This window comes from Arcicella gelida (assembly GCF_034931025.1).
In the GTDB taxonomy this organism is placed as follows: Bacteria; Bacteroidota; Bacteroidia; order Cytophagales; family Spirosomataceae; genus Arcicella; species Arcicella gelida.
This window is the reverse complement of the sequence record NZ_JAYGIL010000020.1, coordinates 108,885-127,059: the sequence shown is the minus strand read 5'-3', so window position 1 is coordinate 127,059 and position 18,175 is coordinate 108,885. Positions and strand designations below refer to the sequence as shown.

Here is an 18,175-nt window from a genome sequence, read left to right as displayed (position 1 = left end):
TTTACAACTAGGACACGATAACATAGAATAATACAAGTTTGAGTAAATAACTCTTTTTACACAAAGTTATACCAAAGTTAATCTAAAATGATAGAGAACATTACTTGTTTTACACTACCAATTATTCAAAGCTTCTAAAGCAATATTCAATTTCAACACATTTACTTTTTCTGTTCCGAACAAGCCTAAAAGTGGTTTTTCGGTTTGGGCATTCACTAAAGCAATTAATTTTTCTTTCGGTAAATGTCTGATTGTAGCAATTCTGTCAACTTGTACCAAAGCAGCTTTTGACGAAATGTGTGGATCGAGTCCACTGCCAGAAGCAGTTACTAATTCAGAAGGAATTTCGGCTTTGGGTACTGTTGGATTATGTACCAAAAAAGTATCAATACGAGCTTGTACTTGAGCCAAATAATCAGGGTTGGTAGTTCCTTTATTTGAACCTCCAGAACCCGCAGCATTATAATTCACCGCCGAAGGACGACCATTAAAATACTGGTCTTGGTCGAATTTCTGACCAACATTAGCTGCTCCAACCACTTTACCTTTGTGTTCCACAAAAGTAACTTTTCCTTTATCGGGAGCAAGTTGAGCGAAACCCAACACGATTAAAGGATACACAAAAGCAAATAGCAACAAACACAACAAAGTGAGTTTAAGTGCTGGAAAAAATTGAGTTTTCATCTTTTTGTCTGTTATCGGTTAACCGTTAATTGTTATCTGTTAATGGTTAACCGTATTTTACTTTTAAAAAAATTAATACTTTCGAATTGGGGGAACTATTTCATCTCGCAAGGACTTACCGATAACCGATTTAAAAAAACATTCCCACCGCCAAATCAAGTACTTTGATACCGATAAAAGGAATAATTACACCGCCGAGTCCGTAAATCAATAAATTTCTTCTTAACAAAGCACTCGCTCCAATAGGTTTGTAATCAACACCACGCAAAGCCAGAGGAATCAATGCTGGAATAATTAAAGCATTGAAAATCACAGCAGACAAAATAGCACTTTCGGGCGAATGCAAGTGCATAATATTCAAGCCTTGTAAACTTGGAATACTGGCAATAAACAAAGCTGGCACAATGGCAAAGTACTTAGCCACGTCGTTGGCGATAGAAAAAGTAGTGAGCGTGCCACGAGTCATCAATAATTGTTTTCCGATTTCCACAATCTCAATCAATTTCGTTGGGTCATTGTCCAAATCCACCATATTCCCCGCTTCTTTGGCAGCCACCGTTCCAGAGTTCATGGCTACACCTACATCCGACTGAGCCAAAGCTGGGGCATCGTTTGTACCGTCGCCCATCATCGCTACCAATTTTCCACTGGCTTGTTCGGCTTTGATGTAATTCATTTTATCTTCGGGTTTTGCCTCAGCGATAAAATCATCTACGCCTGCTTTTTCGGCAATATATTTGGCTGTCAGAGGATTATCACCTGTTACCATTACCGTTTTAATGCCCATTTTTCTCAAACGTTCAAAACGTTCTTGAATGCCCACTTTGATAATATCTTGCAATTCGATAACGCCCAATACTGTTTCATTTTGAGTTACCACCAAAGGCGTACCGCCATTACTGGCAATAAATTTTACTTTGTCAGCAATTTCAGTTGGGAAAGTATTGCCTGCATTTTCAGCAAGATTTTTCATCGAATCAAAAGCACCTTTACGAATACGAATACCATTCGCTAAATTCACGCCCGACGAACGAGTTTCTGCCGTGAATTTTATCAGTTCAACATCATTTTGCAAAGTCGGAATTTTTAAGCCATGACTACCCGCCAACTCGATGATAGACTTTCCTTCGGGCGTGTCATCTGCTAAAGAACTAAGCACTACGGCATTCATAAAAGTCTTGTTGTCAGTGCCATTCGCAGCGTAAAAATTGGTCGCTTTTCGGTTTCCAATTGTAATTGTTCCCGTTTTATCCAACAACAATACGTCAATGTCGCCTGCTGTTTCTACTGCTTTTCCTGATTTAGTAATTACGTTGGCACGCAAAGCTCTGTCCATCCCAGCAATCCCAATCGCAGATAATAAACCGCCAATTGTAGTAGGAATCAAACAGACAAAAAGTGAGATAAAAGCGGCAATCGTAATCGGCGTATTGGCGTAATCTGCAAAAGGTTTTAGGGCTACGCAAACGATGATAAAAATTAAGGTAAAACCTGCCAAGAGTATCGTAAGAGCAATTTCATTCGGTGTTTTTTGGCGAGAAGCACCTTCTACCAAAGCAATCATTTTATCCAAAAAGCTCTCGCCCGGTTCAGTTGTAACAATTACTTTAATCTTATCAGAAAGTACTTTTGTACCACCCGTTACCGAAGATTTATCGCCACCCGACTCACGAATTACTGGGGCAGATTCTCCCGTAATCGCAGATTCGTCAATCGTTGCCAAACCTTCAATAATTTCACCATCAGTTGGGATTGTGTCGCCTGCTTCGCAGACAAACACATCTCCTTTTCTGAGTTGGGCGGAATTTACGATTTGAATTTCGTTCAAATACATTTCACCTACTTGTTTGATGACTTTTGCAGGCGTTTCTTCACGAGTTTTACGCAAAGAATCTGCTTGAGCTTTGCCTCTGGCTTCAGCGATAGCTTCGGCAAAATTGGCAAACAAAAGGGTTAGAAATAAGATGACAAAAACCGTTAGATTATAAGCAAATGAACCTTGGTCGGTATGATTGATGCTATAAATCGTAACGAATAACATCACAAGCGTTCCTAATTCAACCGTGAACATCACTGGGTTTCGGAACATTATTTTTGGATTTAGTTTTACAAATGAAGCAGCAAAGGCTTCTTTCACTAAATCCGCTTGGAAAAGCGAAGTTGGTTGGGTTTTCATGTATTTAAGTTGCTGTAAGCTTTAGGCTATAAGCCGTAAGCTTGAAGCGTTCTTATTTGAAAAATTATGAATTCTGTTTATAATCAGTCGAAATTCGACTAAACTTGCCTAAAGCTTACAGCCTATTGCTTATAGCTAAAAGCTGAAAAATATTCCGCTATCGGCCCTAATGTCAATGCTGGGAAGAATGATAGGGCTGCTACGATAAAAATTACGGCAAAGACCATCAAACCAAAAGTACCTGTGTCGGTTTTTAAAGTACCTGCACTTTCGGGAATGTACTTTTTATTAGCTAAAATTCCAGCTATGGCTACGGGGCCGATGATAGGTAAAAATCTACTTAATACCATCACGATACCGCAACTAATATTCCACCAAAGCGTATTGTCACCCAAGCCTTCAAAGCCCGAACCGTTGTTGGCTGCCGAAGAAGTATATTCATACAACATTTCTGAAAATCCGTGAAAAGAAGGATTATTCAACCAGCCAATTTCAGGATTTTTTACAAAAATGAAAGACGATAAAGCCGTAGCCCCCAAAATCATCAGCGGATGCAATAGAGCGATAATCGTAGCGATTTTCATTTCTCTTGCTTCGATTTTTTTACCCAAAAACTCAGGAGTACGCCCTACCATCAAACCTGAAATAAATACGGCGATGATGATAAAAACATAGAAATTCAAGAAGCCAACGCCGACCCCACCATAAAGTGCATTAATCATCATACCCAAGAGCGTAAACATTCCCGTCAGTGGCGTAAAGCTATCGTGCATGGCGTTTACAGAACCGTTGGAAGTAACCGTAGTGGATATACCCCAGTAGGCAGAAGCGGCAGGACCCAAACGTACTTCTTTGCCTTCCATGCTACCAAGCTGTTGGGTAATTCCCATTCGCTCAATGGCGGTATTGCCATTCATTTCTAAATAAATAGAAGGTATCAAGAACAAAAGGAAACCTAAAGTCATTACGCCAAAAATGGTGTAAGATAATTTTTTACGTTTCAGATAATAGCCCAAAGCAAAAACCATCGCTATCGGAATCAAGATAATGCTACCTACTTCTACGATATTGGTTAAGTAATTGGGGTTTTCGAGCGGGTGAGCAGAGTTTACGCCAAAGTAACCACCGCCATTTGTCCCGATTTGTTTAATGCCAATCATGGCAGCGGCGGGTCCACGAGAAACCTGTACAGTATCGCCTTGCATAGACACAAAAGAAGCTTTTCCTTCTACGTTCATAGGCGTTCCGTTGAACAAAGTAATTAAAGCAACCACTAAGGCAAGCGGTAACAAAATACGAGTACAAGATTTCAAGAAGTAATTATAAAAGTTGCCTAATTTGTCGGTGGTGCGTTCTTTCATGGCATTAAAAACCATCGCACAAACCGCCATTCCTGCTCCTGCGGAGATAAATTGGAATAAAGTCAAACAGGCAATTTGTCCTAAGTACGACATTCCGCTTTCGCCAGAGTAATGTTGCAAATTGGTATTAGACAAAAAGGAAATCGCAGTATTAAAAGCCAAATCTGCCGACATCGAAGGGTTTCCGTCAGGATTCCACGGCAACCAACCTTGGTTCATTAAAATAAACATTGCCCAGAAAAACCAGAGTAAATTGATGGTAAGCAGCGCTGCAAGATGTTGCTTCCAAGTCATTTCCTGTTTAGGATTGATACCCGAAATGCGGAAGAAAAGTTTTTCGATAGGATTGAAAACGGCATCCAGAAAAGTAGCTTCTCCACCAAAAACTTTGGCGATATATTTCCCCAACGGAATAGCACAAACGACGGTGAGGATAAACGTGAGGATTACTCCTAAGATTTCAGTATTCATTTTTTAGAATTTTTCAGGTTTTAACAAAACATAACACAAGTAGCCAAACACGGCAATGGATAGAGCAAAGAGGGCTGTCATCATGGTGATAAAAGAATCATTCGATTCGTTGAAGGTTAAATGTTTTCAAAAAAATCAATGGCTTTAAAAAAGAAAGCAAAGCACAAAAGCCCAGCGAGTAAAAGAAGGATTGTTATCATCGTTTTAATTATTTGTTCGATGACCTTATGCCAAAATATAAGCCAAGAAAAAAGAAAAGAATATTACTTATTGGAAATCAACACAATAGAGATTTAAGTATATTTTGGAGCAATAAAAAACCCTTCCATTTTGGAAGGGTTTTTATCAGAATGGAAAGGAGGTAGGATTTCTGATTTGTGTTTTCGGATTTGGGATTTTGTTTGTTTTTTCAATAGAGTCGGGTTTAAACCCGACCTTATTGAAAGTATTGCATTATTCCACAATTTCAGAGCCTAACTCACCAAAACTGCATCACAACTCACATTTTCCGAGTACCAATACAGAAAAAGCGAGTCACTATACAGAAATGTTGATTTACAAGGCTGAATTTGTGTCTGCTAATACAGTTTTTCTGAGCTACTACTCAGAAAAACTGAGTAGTAGCTCACAGAATTGGAGATGCAATACAGAAATTGTGAGTTAAAGCTCGGTTTTGCTGTATTAAATGTCTGTAATGATGAGCATATTGTCACCTCCTGACTATTTACAAGACTCAACGCATTTTTTGCCAAATGGCAAATCCCGAAAAGATAACTTTGACTAACTTGCTAAAATGAAAGAACTAATATCATACATATTACGATTTGGGAATTTAAACCCACAACAAATTGACTTCATTGCTGAGAAAGCAAAGGAAATAGTGATTCATAAAGATGAATATTTTTCAGAAGCAGGTAAAACTTCTCGTCAAGTCGGCTTTATTTTAGAGGGTATTACTCGTGTTTGTTATTACAACAACAAAGGCGAAGAAATTACCAAATATTTCATTGAAGAAAACAACCTTGTAGTGGATTTTGAGAGTTTTGACAATGAAATTCCTTCAACGGCTTATGTACAAGCCATTACTGATTGCAGACTTATTGTTTTTTCAAAAAAAAATTGGCAAGAACTGCTCAATACCATTGTGGGTTGGGATGCCATTGTACATAAAATTATTGCAAAAGCATTAATGCAAAAAGTAGAAAGAAGAAGCCCTTTGGTTTCAGAAGATGCTACAACTCGCTACTTGAAGTTTATAGAAATATATCCTACTGTGGTTAACCGTATTCCGCTTTCTTACATCGCTTCTTATTTAGGCATTACACAATCTTCATTGAGCAGAATTAGAAAAAACATTCGCTAAAACGCTTTTTGCCAAATGGTAAATGATTTCATTTTTAAACTAGGCAACTTGCATCATCAATTTAAAAACAAGAAAAATGAAATCAGTATTAATTACAGGAGCCAACAGAAGTATTGGTTTAGAAACAGCAAAACAACTTTCTCAAAAAGGATTGTTCGTTTATTTAGGCACTCGTGACCTTGCAAAAGGAGAAGCCATCGTAACAGCATTAAATGAAGATGGATTTCAAAACATCAAAGCGATTGCAATTGATGTTACTAATCTTGATTCGATTTTGTCTGCCAAAAATAGTATTGAAAACGAACAAGGTAAATTAGATATTTTAATCAATAATGCAGGAATAAGCGGAGATTTTCCTCAAAATGCTTCAGATACTTCTATTGATGATATTCAAAAAGTATTTGACACCAATTTCTTTGGAGTTATCAGAGTCACACAAATCTTTCTAGCATTGCTCAAAAAATCTGAAAGTCCACGCATCAGTAATATTACTTCGGGGCTGGGGTCATTGACATTGCATAGCGACCCAAATTGGAAATATTACCCATTTAAATCGGCAAGTTATGGAACGTCAAAAACTGCGTTAAACGCTTATACTGTGGTATTAGCTTATGAACTAAAGGATTTACCATTCAAAGTAAATGCGATTGACCCAGGTTATACGGCGACCGATTTTAATCACCATAGTGGCTCAGGAACAATAGAAAGTGCGGCGACCTTTATCATTAAACATACGCTAACGGACGAGAATGCTCCGACAGGGCAGTTTTTCAGCAATGATATTGAGGATGAGACGGGAATAAGCCCTTGGTAAAACATAATTTTTTCATTAGGGCTGGACTTAACCCTAATGAAAAAACTCACTTTCTAGCTGTCAAATACTTTCTGATTTGTTTGGTCATAAATTGCATTATCACAATTGCAAAAAGGACTAAGCCACAAGTTCCAAGTACAATTACCCTTGTTTGGCATAGTATTAAAAAATGCCAGAGTGTACTGCAATTTAATCATTGCGAAAATGCTTGGCAGTCTATTAGTTTTTATTTGTAAGCCACAATTTCAGAACCTTAGCTCCCATAAACCGTATTGTAACTCACTTTTTGTGAGCTTGGATACAGTTTACAAAAACCCCAATAAAGAATACTTGAGTTTAAAAAATATTCGGCTCATCAATTCTATTGCAAGTTCTTCTCAAAATTTTCCACCGAAGTACTAAGAGCTTGAAAAAGCAATAAAATATTAAATTTTGTTATTCATGGCATGAGTTTTGAGATAGTTTTGTGGTGACGAGTTGGAAACTCGTCCTACGAAATTCCGTATTCTTCAATCTTACGATAAAGCGTTGTTAAACCAATATTCAAGAGTCGGGCGGTTTCGGTTTTGTTGCCTTTGGTATGTTGAAGTACTTTTTGGATGTGTTGCTTTTCGATGGTATGTAAATCGAAAGAATTTAGGAGATTAGAAGATAGATTTTCAGCAGGAAACTGAATGTTAATCGGTAAGCTTTCTACGGTTAAATATCCGTTTTCGTTGAGAATAATGGTTCTTTCTATCACATTTCTAAGTTCACGGATGTTCCCTTGCCATTCGTAATTAGTCAATTTTGCAAGAAAATCTTCTTGTAAATCAGCTATCGAAATACTGAATTTTTTAGCAAAATCTTTGGCAAAAAAACGAGCAAGCACTTCAATATCTGTTTTACGTTCACGCAATGGAGGCAGTGCAATCTGAAAAACTGACAGTCTATAAAACAAATCCGAGCGAAAATGTCCTTCGTTGGCTTCTTTGCTTAAATCACGATTTGTTGCCGAAATAATTCGTACATCTACTTTTATCAATTTTGTATCGCCAACTTTGATAAACGTTCCCGTTTCTAATACTCTTAGTAATTTGGCTTGCAAATCCAGCGACATTTCTCCGATTTCATCCAAGAAAATCGTTCCGCCGTCAGCTTCTTCAAACAAGCCTTTTTTATCTTTGGTCGCTCCCGTAAAAGCCCCAGCTTTATGTCCGAACAGTTCTGATTCCAGAATTTCTCTTGAAAAAGTAGCACAGTTTACCGCCACAAAGTTTTTTAAAGCTCTTTTACTTTCTTGGTGAATGGCGTTGGCAAATACTTCTTTTCCTGTTCCTGTTTCGCCTGTTAGTAGAACGGTCGTGTCGGTTTTTGCTACTTTTTGGGCTAAACTGATTACTTCTTTAATCTGTTTAGATTTCCCCAAAACCTTTTCAAAACCTTGGCTTTTAGGCTGAATAATTGGCGACTGGTTCTGTACTTTTTCCAATGCCAAACTTAACATCGGCAATATTTTTTCGTTATCATCACCTTTTACCAAGTAATCAAAAGCACCATTTTTCATGGCTTTGATGCCGTCTTGAATCGTTCCATAAGCCGTCATAACAATAATTTCAAGGCTTGGATACTTCTCTTTGAATTTTTGGGTAAAGTCCACACCATTGCCGTCGGGCAATTTTACATCAGAAAGTACTACTTGAATGGCTTGATTTTCAAGGATTTTCCACGCAGATTTTAAGTCGCCCACTTCCCAAACTGTATAATCTTCCAACTCAATAATTCGCTTGAGTAATCCTCTTAATTGCTTTTCATCATCAATAATCAGTACTGTTCCTTTCATCTTAGCTTAATTTCTACTGCCATACTGGCTTTATCTTCGGCTAAATTAGTAGATGTTTCAGGAAATATTGCATATCTACTCTTCAACTTCGTTTGGCTAATTTTTCATACCATGCTTTATCTGGTTTTAAGACTGCAATTCAATGTATCAATTATTAATAAAGTAATGAAATATGTAAATTTGACAAGAAACCAGTAGCTTGTTTAATGATACGTGTTTGCTTTTGACTTATAAACAAACTACTGAGTACAACAAAAATGAAAATTATATGAAAAAAATATACTTGTCTTTCGCACTTTTAACAACTGCCCTATTAACTGCTGCTTATTTACCTGAGCAGGATAAAACTTCCAACGAAAATACTGGTTGGACAGAGTACTTAGGCGGTCCAGAGCGGAATCATTATTCTAGCCTAACGCAAATCAACAAGACGAACGTCAATCAATTAAAAGTTGCTTGGGAATACCATACATTGGATTCTGGACAAGTTCAGTGCAATCCAATTATCGTTAATGGAATACTTTATGCAGTAACGGCTAACAATAAACTTTTTGCCTTAGATGCTGCCACAGGCAAAGAATTATGGACATTCGCTAATGCAGGAAGTGGTTCTTTAAACACCAATCGTGGCGTTACTTATTGGGAAAGTAAAGATAAAAATGACAAGGATGTTCCAAGAATCATCTTTGCATTAGGTTCTTTTTTATATGCTGTTGATGCCAAAACAGGAGAGAAAATCAGCTCCTTTGGCGACAATGGCAAAGTAAGTTTGAAAGAAGGTTTAGGGCTTACTGCTGTCAATAAATTCGTGATTTCAAATACGCCAGGGACTTTGTATGAAGATAATATTATCATGCCTTTGCGTCTTTCTGAAGGAGCAGATGCCGCTTTGGGAAACGTTCAGGCGTTTAATGTTCGTACAGGCAAACTCTCTTGGGTTTTTCATACCATTCCACATCCAAACGAATTTGGCTATAATACTTGGCCAAAGAATACTTATAAAAATACTGAAATTGGCGGTGCAAATAATTGGTCGGGCATGGCGGTTGACCGTAAAAGAGGAATTCTTTTTGTACCCACGGGTTCAGCAGCTTCTGATTTTTATGGAGGAAATCGTAAAGGACAAAACCTTTTTGCCAATTGTTTAATTGCTCTTGATGCAAAAACAGGCAAAAGACTTTGGCATTTTCAGTTTGTTCATCATGATATTTGGGATAAAGATTTGCCTGCCCCACCAAACTTGGTGACGATAAAACGAAATGGTAAAAACATTGATGCAGTAGCACAAGTAACCAAAACAGGACACGTTTTTGTGTTTGACAGAGTAACGGGGAAACCTTTATTTCCCATCAAAGAAACACCTTTTCCAAAATCAAGTATTCCAGAAGAAAGTACTTGGGCAACTCAGCCAATTCCAAGTTTGCCCGCTCCTTTTGCTCGACAAACCATTACGGAAGCAGACGTAAATCCATATTCTGACGAAAAAGAGGATTTACTGAAAACCATCAAAACGACTCAAAAAGGAGTATTTCAGCCATTAGGTTTAAAAGAAACCTTGGTATATCCGGGTGCAGATGGGGGTGCAGAATGGGGCGGTGCAGCCGTTGACCCTGATGGAATTATGTATGTAAATGCCAACGAAATGGCTTGGTTATTTAGCTTAAAACCAACGCCAAAAGCAGATGAATTAGCTCATTTAAGTAAAGGACAAAAACTTTATACAAGTACTTGTATGGTTTGTCATGGAAAAGACCTCAAGGGAAATACTAGCAGTGGCTATCCATCTTTAGTGAATATTTCAGCAAGAAAAGACCGTGAATATGTTTCAAAAGTTGTTGCTTCGGGCAAAGGAATGATGCCCGGTTTTGGACATTTATCAAATATCGACCGTCAAGCATTAGTAGCTTTTTTATTTGGAGATGAAAAAGTAGAAGCAAGTACTGAAAGTACTAAAGGAAAAACACCTCTTACTCCTTATCAATTTAATGGTTATCATAAATTTATTGACTCAAAAGGTTATCCCGGCATTCGTCCGCCTTGGGGAACACTTACTGCCATCGACTTAAACAGTGGAAAACATCTTTGGCAAAAACCATTCGGTGAATATCCAGAACTAAAAGCCAAAGGAATACCAACAACGGGTTCAGAAAATTATGGTGGGCCAGTAGTTACAGCAAGTGATTTACTTTTTATTGCTGCTACCAAAGATGGAATGTTCAGAATTTTTGACAAGAAAACTGGCGATATTCTTTGGGAAACAAAGTTACCAGCAGCAGGTTTTGCCACACCAAGTACTTATTTATTGAATGGTAAACAATACATTGTTATCGCTTGTGGTGGTACAAAATTAGGTACAAAAAAAGGAGATAGTTACATCGCTTTTTCATTGTAAATCAATCACTTATAAAATATTTATTTTCTACAATTACAAAGCCAAACGGTATTTCTATTATGAGGTCAGAAAAGTAATCACTTTTTGACCTTGATAGAAATATATGTTTAAAAAAAATAAGGGACTGCTTATCATTTTGGTGTTAATTTGTTTTCAAGGTGCTACACAAAGCATAAGAACAATCTTGATAGCTGATTCCAAACACCCTGAATTAGGCAAAACTTATGAGCGAAATCTTGTCATGATGGATTCTGTTTTTAGTGAAATCGCTAAAAATATACATTATGATTATTTGCCTATTGCTGTTTATGCCCATGATTTTACCGAAAAAGATTTAGACCGTGAAATTCTTCATTTACCGATTAATACTGATGATGTAATTGTATTTTATTATGTAGGAAGAGGTCTTAATCCCACTCATCAGACGACCCAATTTCCAAGCATTTTCCTAAAAGACACTTATCTTCAAATAGAAAACATTCACCAAAAATTAAATAATAAAGGCGTAAAACTCAATATTACTTTGATAGATTGTAATAATCAACAAACGTCCAGACAAGCTTTGACGATTGATAAACCTTTAGTTGCTCGTTCTATTTTTGTTGAAAATGATATTTTAAGAAAACTTTTCAAAGAAAGTAAGGGCAATATTATTATTTCAAGCTCAAAAAAAAATGAAAAAGCCTACGGAAGTACTAATAACGGCACTTATTATACTATTGCATGGTTAGAAGCACTCTCTCAAGCAGAGAATAATAATGTTTACATTACTTGGGATTCTTTTCTGAAAGATGCCGAATTAAGACTTCAAGAAAAACTAGCACAAGATAATAAAAATAATCTACAGCATTCGCAGTGGCAAATTACTACTGATAGTAAAGACCCAATTACTCCCAATAATACGCCAACAGTAAGTTTTAACGATACCAATTTGTTCCTCAATACACTAGCCAATGAAAAACTAAAATATGATAAAAGAGAAAAATTGATGGAAACTCAAATGAAGAAGTTTTTTAATGTTGATGCAGAAGCAAACGAATACATTAATGCTATTGATAATAACATGAGTGCTATTCCGATTGAAGACTTTTTGAATAAAATACTTATTAACGCTAACCTTATTAAACAAATCAATGTAGTTGAAAATCTCTCTACTTTTAGTCAGGATGGACGCTACCAAATCATTACTATTCAGGAAATTAGATAAATTACTTTCTTATGAAAAAAATCATTTATTACTTCATCTTCTTGGGTATTTACAGTTTGTTTTTCACAACAAAAACTTTTGCTCAACATACAGAACCAAGTCCTGAGCAACTCACAGAGTTCAAAGAACTTACGCTAAGAAGAGTCAATGATTTAACCAATTATATCAAACAGATTGGTGATAAATCTCTACCTGAACGACCCAGATTAAAATCTATCCAATTGGCAATGAGTCTTTTTGATACTGTTTATTATAATTCGGACGGTGAAAAAGTCATCAAAATGCCAACAGTACAAGTTTCAAGAAAAGATGGTAGTGTTGAAAATATTCCTATCAAGCAGTATTTCAACACTCTTTTTAAGTTGCCTCATTTTCCAAAAGTAGAAATTAGTTCTTACGACGTATCGTATTGTTCCGACTTTGAAAAAGGTATGGATGGGAACTATCATGCCACTGCATTTTATTATCAACGCTTCAAAGGTTATGATCAAAAAGGGAAAGTATCTTATGAAAGTAAAGACAGAAAAGCCATCGAAGTAACTGAAAAGCCCAATGCAAAAGGCAAATTCACGATTTCATTTGGGAATATTAGTGTGATAGAAACAACAGCTTTAAGCCCAAATTGATAAATGAAAAAAGTATTTGCTTTTATTTTTTGGGGAATAGCCTTTCATTCTTTAGCTCAAGATTCAGATGCTAAAACAATACCAGATAGCATAAGTACAGTTGTTTTCACTAAGCAACCTGTAGAGTCTTTTATGTTATGGCAAATCAAAAGTATTCATGAATTTATTCATCGCTTTAATTATGAGACATTTATTGATGGTACAAAAATGAACGATTCTTTACAAATGGTTTATCCAAGAAGTCAATATATATTAAAACTATTTAATGAAGATGATGAACGTTTAAAAATAACAGAAAAAACACAACCATATTTTATAAAAGTTAATCAATTCATAGCGATGATATGTGAAGAAGATATTAAAATCGAAAAACAAGCGAAGTTGTCAGCTATGGTGAAAGTAGAAGCGTATTATCAAGAAAACGAGGTCACTTTTGATGTTTATTTACAAAAACAGTATCAAAAAAAAGAAGCATCAGCTAGATGGCAAATAACGAATATCAGTTTACCCAAAGAAATAATTGAAGAGCATCAGCATCTCATAGAAAGAAAAGATATTACAACAATAGACTCAACGTATAGAGAAGAAGGTTTAAATCCTAATGCACAAGACATAGCTTTTTCACCTTTGATAAACGCATTTAATCAAGAAAAAAGCATTGTTTCTCTTTGCAATCAAACAATCTTGAAACATCAAGAAATATACATTCTTGAAAAAATTTTACGACTAAGCTTGCTAAAAGTAAAAGGGACAAAAGATATAATATTCAAAATTAATGTTCACAAAAATTATCAAATAGAAATAAGAGAATTTATGAGAGAAAAAGAAAATTCTGGTTGGCTAATTACAGATTTAAAACAGAATTAATTAAAAGTCTTTGGGTGTTACTTTTCTTCTTCCATGGTGATTTAAAATTTATTTAACGATGAAAACAAAAAGACTAATTACAGAAATGATTAAAAAACAAAAACTATTTAATGAATCAATCTAAACTTAAAATATACACTATGAAAACATCAATTTTTCATAAAATAAGCCTGTATATATGGGTACTAATTTCATTTTTCTGTTTATCAAGCCTGGCTCAAGATAGTATTCCAAAACCTCATAAAAAGGCTCTTGATAAAATGTTGATTGCTTATCAAAAAGAATTAATTCGAATTATACCAATTTTGGTAAAAAAGCCTTCTATTCAAAAAGAAACGACATTCATAAGTACTTTTTTTACGACAGATAGTGTAAAAATTGTCAATCATTTAATTCCTGGAATGATTAAAACCGACCCTAATGTTGATAATCTAGTGAGTAAATCTCCATTAAAAGCTTCTGAGTTTATTAAACTCATTGCAGGTACTTACAAAATGGCTTTTAATTATCGACTTAATAGTCAAAGCATTAGCTTAATACGAATAGATTCTCTCTTGCTGAAAAAACAAAAAATTTATCAATATAAACAAACTGTATGTTTGGTACTTATTGGTAAACCTCATGAAAGAATGGATATTGAGGTTAATGATACTTTAAATTTTATTACTGAAATAGTAGAAGATTCAAAACTAAATATTTTATCAACAAAAATCAGTGGTATTAATCATAAAAACACGGTTTCTACCGTCGCTGATACTACTAATAAAGAGCTTGTTATAGTTAACAACAATGACATTATTGATTGGAGTCCTGAAAAAAAAGTAAAAACATTTTTAGGTTACCTTACAATCTTAAAGGATAAAAATGAGAAAGATTCAACCTCAATTAATAAAATGATTCTTGAGAGTAATCTCATTTTTGATACAAGTGGCTATGTTAACCTGACTACAAAGGATGGCAAAAATATGCGATTAACTAGAGAGAAGTTTCTACAACAGGTTCTAGAAAATAAAAACAGTTATGAATTCAATTATGCAAAAATCAGCTTGTACGATAATTTCAGAAAAAGCGAGTTTGATAAATGGTTTTGCAGAATCACTACTTTTCATGAAGTTGTTCAGTTTGAAGGAGAAAATCCAGTTACAAATAAAGTAACCTCTGTATCAAGTATGCCAGCCAATGGAGATTGCCTTTCTACAAAAGGAGGCTACTACCAACTTGCTGAATTAGGGCTAAAAGAGCTTTAAGTCTAACGTTATAACCGAATTTTAAAATTAAAAAACAAGAATATGAAAAGCTCAAGATTAAGCCGAATCCTTCTTTTAATTTGTGCTGTAGTACTTTGCTCACAGTCTATCACCGCTCAAAAAAAACGTAAATTAGGGCTTGTCAGAGATGACAAGAAGTATCTTCATTTACCCAAGCGAAGTAAGAATTTTTCATTGATGAGAGGTATTTTACCATCTATATTCAGTCTAAAATCATTTGTTCCACAAGTTGAAGACCAAGGAGATTTTAGTACTTGTGTGGGTTGGTCAACTGCCTATTACATGCGAACGATTATGCAAGCCAAAAAGCTAAACATCAAAGGGGCAGAAGCTATTAGAGCCATTGCTTTTTCTCCAACCTTTGTTTTTGAACGAATCAAAAGCCCTACAGACTATCAATGTCAGACAGGATCAAGTATTTCGGATGCACTTGACATCATGAAAGAAAAAGGCGTGGCAACCTTAAAAAGTGCGCCCTATACTTGTGGTAATAAATATACAATGCTTGAGGAAGAAGCAGCGGCCAACAAAATTGAAGGCTATACCACTCTTTTTGATATTCCAAGTACAGCATCGGTTGAGGAAAAGATTTTATCTATTAAAACTGCTTTGGTGGAAAGTCAAAATGCAGTTTTGATTGGTATGTGGATTCCTAATTCATTTTTCCAAGCTAAAGAAGTTTGGAAAGCTGCACCAGCAGAAACTATCAAAAGTGCAGTAGGTGGACATGCCATGGCTGTTATTGGTTATGATGATACCAAAAACGCTTTTTTAATTGTAAATAGTTGGGGAAACAAATGGGCAAATAACGGGTTTGTATGGGCTAGTTATAAAGATTTAATTGAGTTCACGCCATATGCTTATGAAGTATTATCACCCATAACACCAGTCCCAACACCTACTCCACCTCCAGTAGTACCGTCAAATAATCCAACAACAGATGTAGTTCCACCAGCTCCAGTACAACCTGTACAAGAAGTATTTTTAAAGGGTAGTATCAAACCTCTTTTGGCTAATGGCGATGTTATGCCTGTCTCTACTTCTGCGGAAAGAGGTCTAGATGTGACTAACGATGCTAATATTGATATGATTACCTATAATGTCACCAAAGAATACCCTTCTGGAACATCTTTCAAAACTGAAATCATCAATAATATAGCAAGCTATATGTATATCATTGCCTCGGATGATAACAATAGAGTAACCAAATTATTCCCTTATGATGATGAAGTAAGTGCTTTGATTCCATCTAATAATACAGCCATGTTACCATCAAACAATAGCTCATTTACGATGGATAATAAGCCTGGCAATGATTATTTTCTAGTATTGTATTCAACCAAAGAACTAGATATTGATAAACTCAGAAACGATATTGCCAATGCTCAAGGCGAATTTAAACAAAAAGTGTATTCTGTAATTGGTTCACAGTTAGTTTCAGCTGACACCATTTTATATGAATCTAACAATATTGCTTTTGAGCTGAAGGGCACACCTAACGGAACGATTGTTCCATTATTGCTTAAAATTAAGCACATGAAGTAGCACCTTGATATAAAAATAATAGATACCTGTTCAAGCCCTCTTCTCAGTTGTTGAGAAGAGGATTTTGTACATTAATAAACACAACATCTTTTCTTTTTATCAAGATGAATACAAAACCAAGCTTCCTTTTGTTACTCTTCTTTTTGAACTATTCACCAATAGCAAAGTCACAGACCTTGGCAATTAAATCGAATAATCAAACAGAACTCACTCAGGAAAGTATTAAAATACTCAAAAAAACAAAAGCTTCTTTACAAGTATTCTTCAATGCTAAAACAGATGCTGACGAAAAAAATGCTTGGGGACAAATTGCTTCTCATTTACTTGAAGGAGTAGTGTTTGAAAATGATTTGAACCCAAAAGATTTCCAAAATAATGACAGTAAAGATTTACCGATTGAAGAGTATTTACAATTGGTTCAAACGAGGTATCCGAATGGTTTGAACTTTAATATTGATTTTAGTAAAGCAAGAATTTTTTTTAAGAAAAATAAAGAAATTTATGTATATGCACATAAATACATGCAAGGTGATTGGTATTTTGATGGCAAAAGAAAAACCTTCTTAAATAATTATCAATGGTGTAGAATAGTGCTAAGACAAAAACCTAAAAAAATCTACGAAAAAGAAGAAATTAAAATTGCATACTTAGATAACGACCTCAGCGAGCTTAATAAGGCAATAATTGTCAAGGACTACGCCAATAATATACAACAAAGAACTTTAGAAGACGTTGCCGAAAAATTATCAGGAGAACTTAGTAAGCTTATTCCAAAATCAGAAACAGAGGAAATTAATATAGAAAAAATTTCCTTTGAAGGGAAAAACATTGTGAATACGTTTTCTACAATGTTTACAGGAGAGTTAAAAACGATGTTGGGACTTGCCCACCCAAGCCTAAAAATCACTTTACCTACTACAAGTCGTTCAATGAATAGAATTCTAAATTTAAGAAGCGATTATAAAGTAATTGGGAATTATTTAGAAATTAATGCCACACTTATCAATACTGAGGGAACAGTGATTAGCAAAGTATCCGATAAAGTACTTATCAATAACGCTGAAAGTTGGGCAAAAGACATTATTCCACAAAAAGAATATTTAACTGAAGTAGAAAATATTACTAAAATCGTTAGAAATACTCCTGAAAACTATGACTCTAAACAGTTACAATTTGAGATAAGAACAAATAAGGGAAATCAAGCACAACGCTTCACAGAGGGTGAGATTCTCTCTATTTTTATTACTGCGAATCGTCCATGTAAAGTAAGATTAGTTTACAGAGATGCTACAAATAGTCTTTTCTTGATGAACAATAATGATTTTGAAATAAAAGCTCAAGACATTAATAGACTCATAAAAATTCCAGAAGAATTTAAATGTGCGGCTCCTTTTGGCATTGAAGCTTTGATTGGTTTCGCCACTACTGGTGATTTTGGGGCATTACAATCAGAGAAAAGACAAGGCATTACTTATATTTTAGATTCATTAGAAAAAATAAAGAGTAAATCTACTTCTGAACAGACAGTAGAACGATTTATCCAAATAACAACTCATTCAAAATGATGTAACGTTTAACG

At 35.2% G+C, this 18,175-nt stretch carries 14 protein-coding genes; 9 read left to right on the top strand and 5 right to left on the bottom strand.

Annotation, left to right across the window (positions count from 1 at the left end; all coding sequences use genetic code 11):
- Positions 1–114 precede the first annotated feature (114 nt).
- The 4 genes from VB776_RS15865 to kdpF all read right to left on the bottom strand — a co-directional run bounded on the left by VB776_RS15865 (position 115) and on the right by kdpF (position 4,773).
- A complete protein-coding gene (locus tag VB776_RS15865) occupies positions 115–684 on the bottom strand; it encodes a K(+)-transporting ATPase subunit C (protein WP_323697742.1) in 570 nt (189 codons plus the stop codon).
- Between the two features lie 130 nt (positions 685–814).
- Positions 815–2,860: a potassium-transporting ATPase subunit KdpB gene (gene kdpB / locus VB776_RS15860; RefSeq protein WP_323697741.1), complete on the bottom strand. Its 2,046-nt coding sequence runs from the start codon at positions 2,858–2,860 to the stop codon at positions 815–817.
- Positions 2,861–2,982: 122 nt separating this feature from the next.
- Entirely contained in the window at positions 2,983–4,692 is a 1,710-nt protein-coding gene (gene kdpA, locus VB776_RS15855) for a potassium-transporting ATPase subunit KdpA (protein WP_323697739.1), read from the bottom strand.
- Between the two features lie 3 nt (positions 4,693–4,695).
- Positions 4,696–4,773, bottom strand: a complete 78-nt coding sequence (kdpF, locus tag VB776_RS24590; protein WP_407652867.1) for a K(+)-transporting ATPase subunit F — start codon at positions 4,771–4,773, stop codon at positions 4,696–4,698.
- Between the two features lie 712 nt (positions 4,774–5,485).
- On the opposite strand from kdpF, the gene VB776_RS15850 reads away from it, so the two are divergent.
- Both VB776_RS15850 and VB776_RS15845 read left to right on the top strand, forming a co-directional pair.
- Positions 5,486–6,055, top strand: a complete 570-nt coding sequence (locus VB776_RS15850; protein ID WP_323697738.1) for a Crp/Fnr family transcriptional regulator — start codon at positions 5,486–5,488, stop codon at positions 6,053–6,055.
- Positions 6,056–6,131: 76 nt separating this feature from the next.
- Positions 6,132–6,869 (top strand): SDR family NAD(P)-dependent oxidoreductase, encoded by a 738-nt coding sequence (locus tag VB776_RS15845; protein ID WP_323697737.1) that lies wholly within the window; start codon positions 6,132–6,134, stop codon positions 6,867–6,869.
- A 490-nt stretch (positions 6,870–7,359) separates the two neighbouring features.
- Here VB776_RS15845 and VB776_RS15840 read toward each other — a convergent pair whose 3' ends face one another.
- Positions 7,360–8,691, bottom strand: a complete 1,332-nt coding sequence (locus VB776_RS15840) for a sigma-54-dependent transcriptional regulator (RefSeq protein ID WP_323697736.1) — start codon at positions 8,689–8,691, stop codon at positions 7,360–7,362.
- 268 nt (positions 8,692–8,959) lie between these two features.
- Between VB776_RS15840 and VB776_RS15835 the strand changes: the two genes are divergently transcribed.
- The 7 genes from VB776_RS15835 (at position 8,960) to VB776_RS15805 (ending at position 18,161) form a co-directional block, all read left to right on the top strand.
- A complete protein-coding gene (locus tag VB776_RS15835) occupies positions 8,960–11,083 on the top strand; it encodes an outer membrane protein assembly factor BamB family protein (protein WP_323697735.1) in 2,124 nt (707 codons plus the stop codon).
- A gap of 103 nt (positions 11,084–11,186) precedes the next feature.
- Positions 11,187–12,290: a caspase family protein gene (locus VB776_RS15830; protein ID WP_323697734.1), complete on the top strand. Its 1,104-nt coding sequence runs from the start codon at positions 11,187–11,189 to the stop codon at positions 12,288–12,290.
- A gap of 11 nt (positions 12,291–12,301) precedes the next feature.
- On the top strand, positions 12,302–12,916 hold the full coding sequence (locus VB776_RS15825) for a hypothetical protein (protein WP_323697733.1): 615 nt from the start codon (positions 12,302–12,304) through the stop codon (positions 12,914–12,916).
- Between the two features lie 3 nt (positions 12,917–12,919).
- Entirely contained in the window at positions 12,920–13,783 is an 864-nt protein-coding gene (locus tag VB776_RS15820) for a hypothetical protein (protein ID WP_323697732.1), read from the top strand.
- A 140-nt stretch (positions 13,784–13,923) separates the two neighbouring features.
- Positions 13,924–15,030, top strand: coding sequence for a hypothetical protein (locus VB776_RS15815; RefSeq protein ID WP_323697731.1), 1,107 nt, complete (start codon positions 13,924–13,926; stop codon positions 15,028–15,030).
- 42 nt (positions 15,031–15,072) lie between these two features.
- Complete coding sequence (locus VB776_RS15810; protein WP_323697730.1) at positions 15,073–16,596, top strand: C1 family peptidase; 1,524 nt, start codon at positions 15,073–15,075, stop codon at positions 16,594–16,596.
- Positions 16,597–16,700: 104 nt separating this feature from the next.
- Positions 16,701–18,161: a hypothetical protein gene (locus VB776_RS15805; protein ID WP_323697729.1), complete on the top strand. Its 1,461-nt coding sequence runs from the start codon at positions 16,701–16,703 to the stop codon at positions 18,159–18,161.
- Positions 18,162–18,175: the final 14 nt, after the last annotated feature.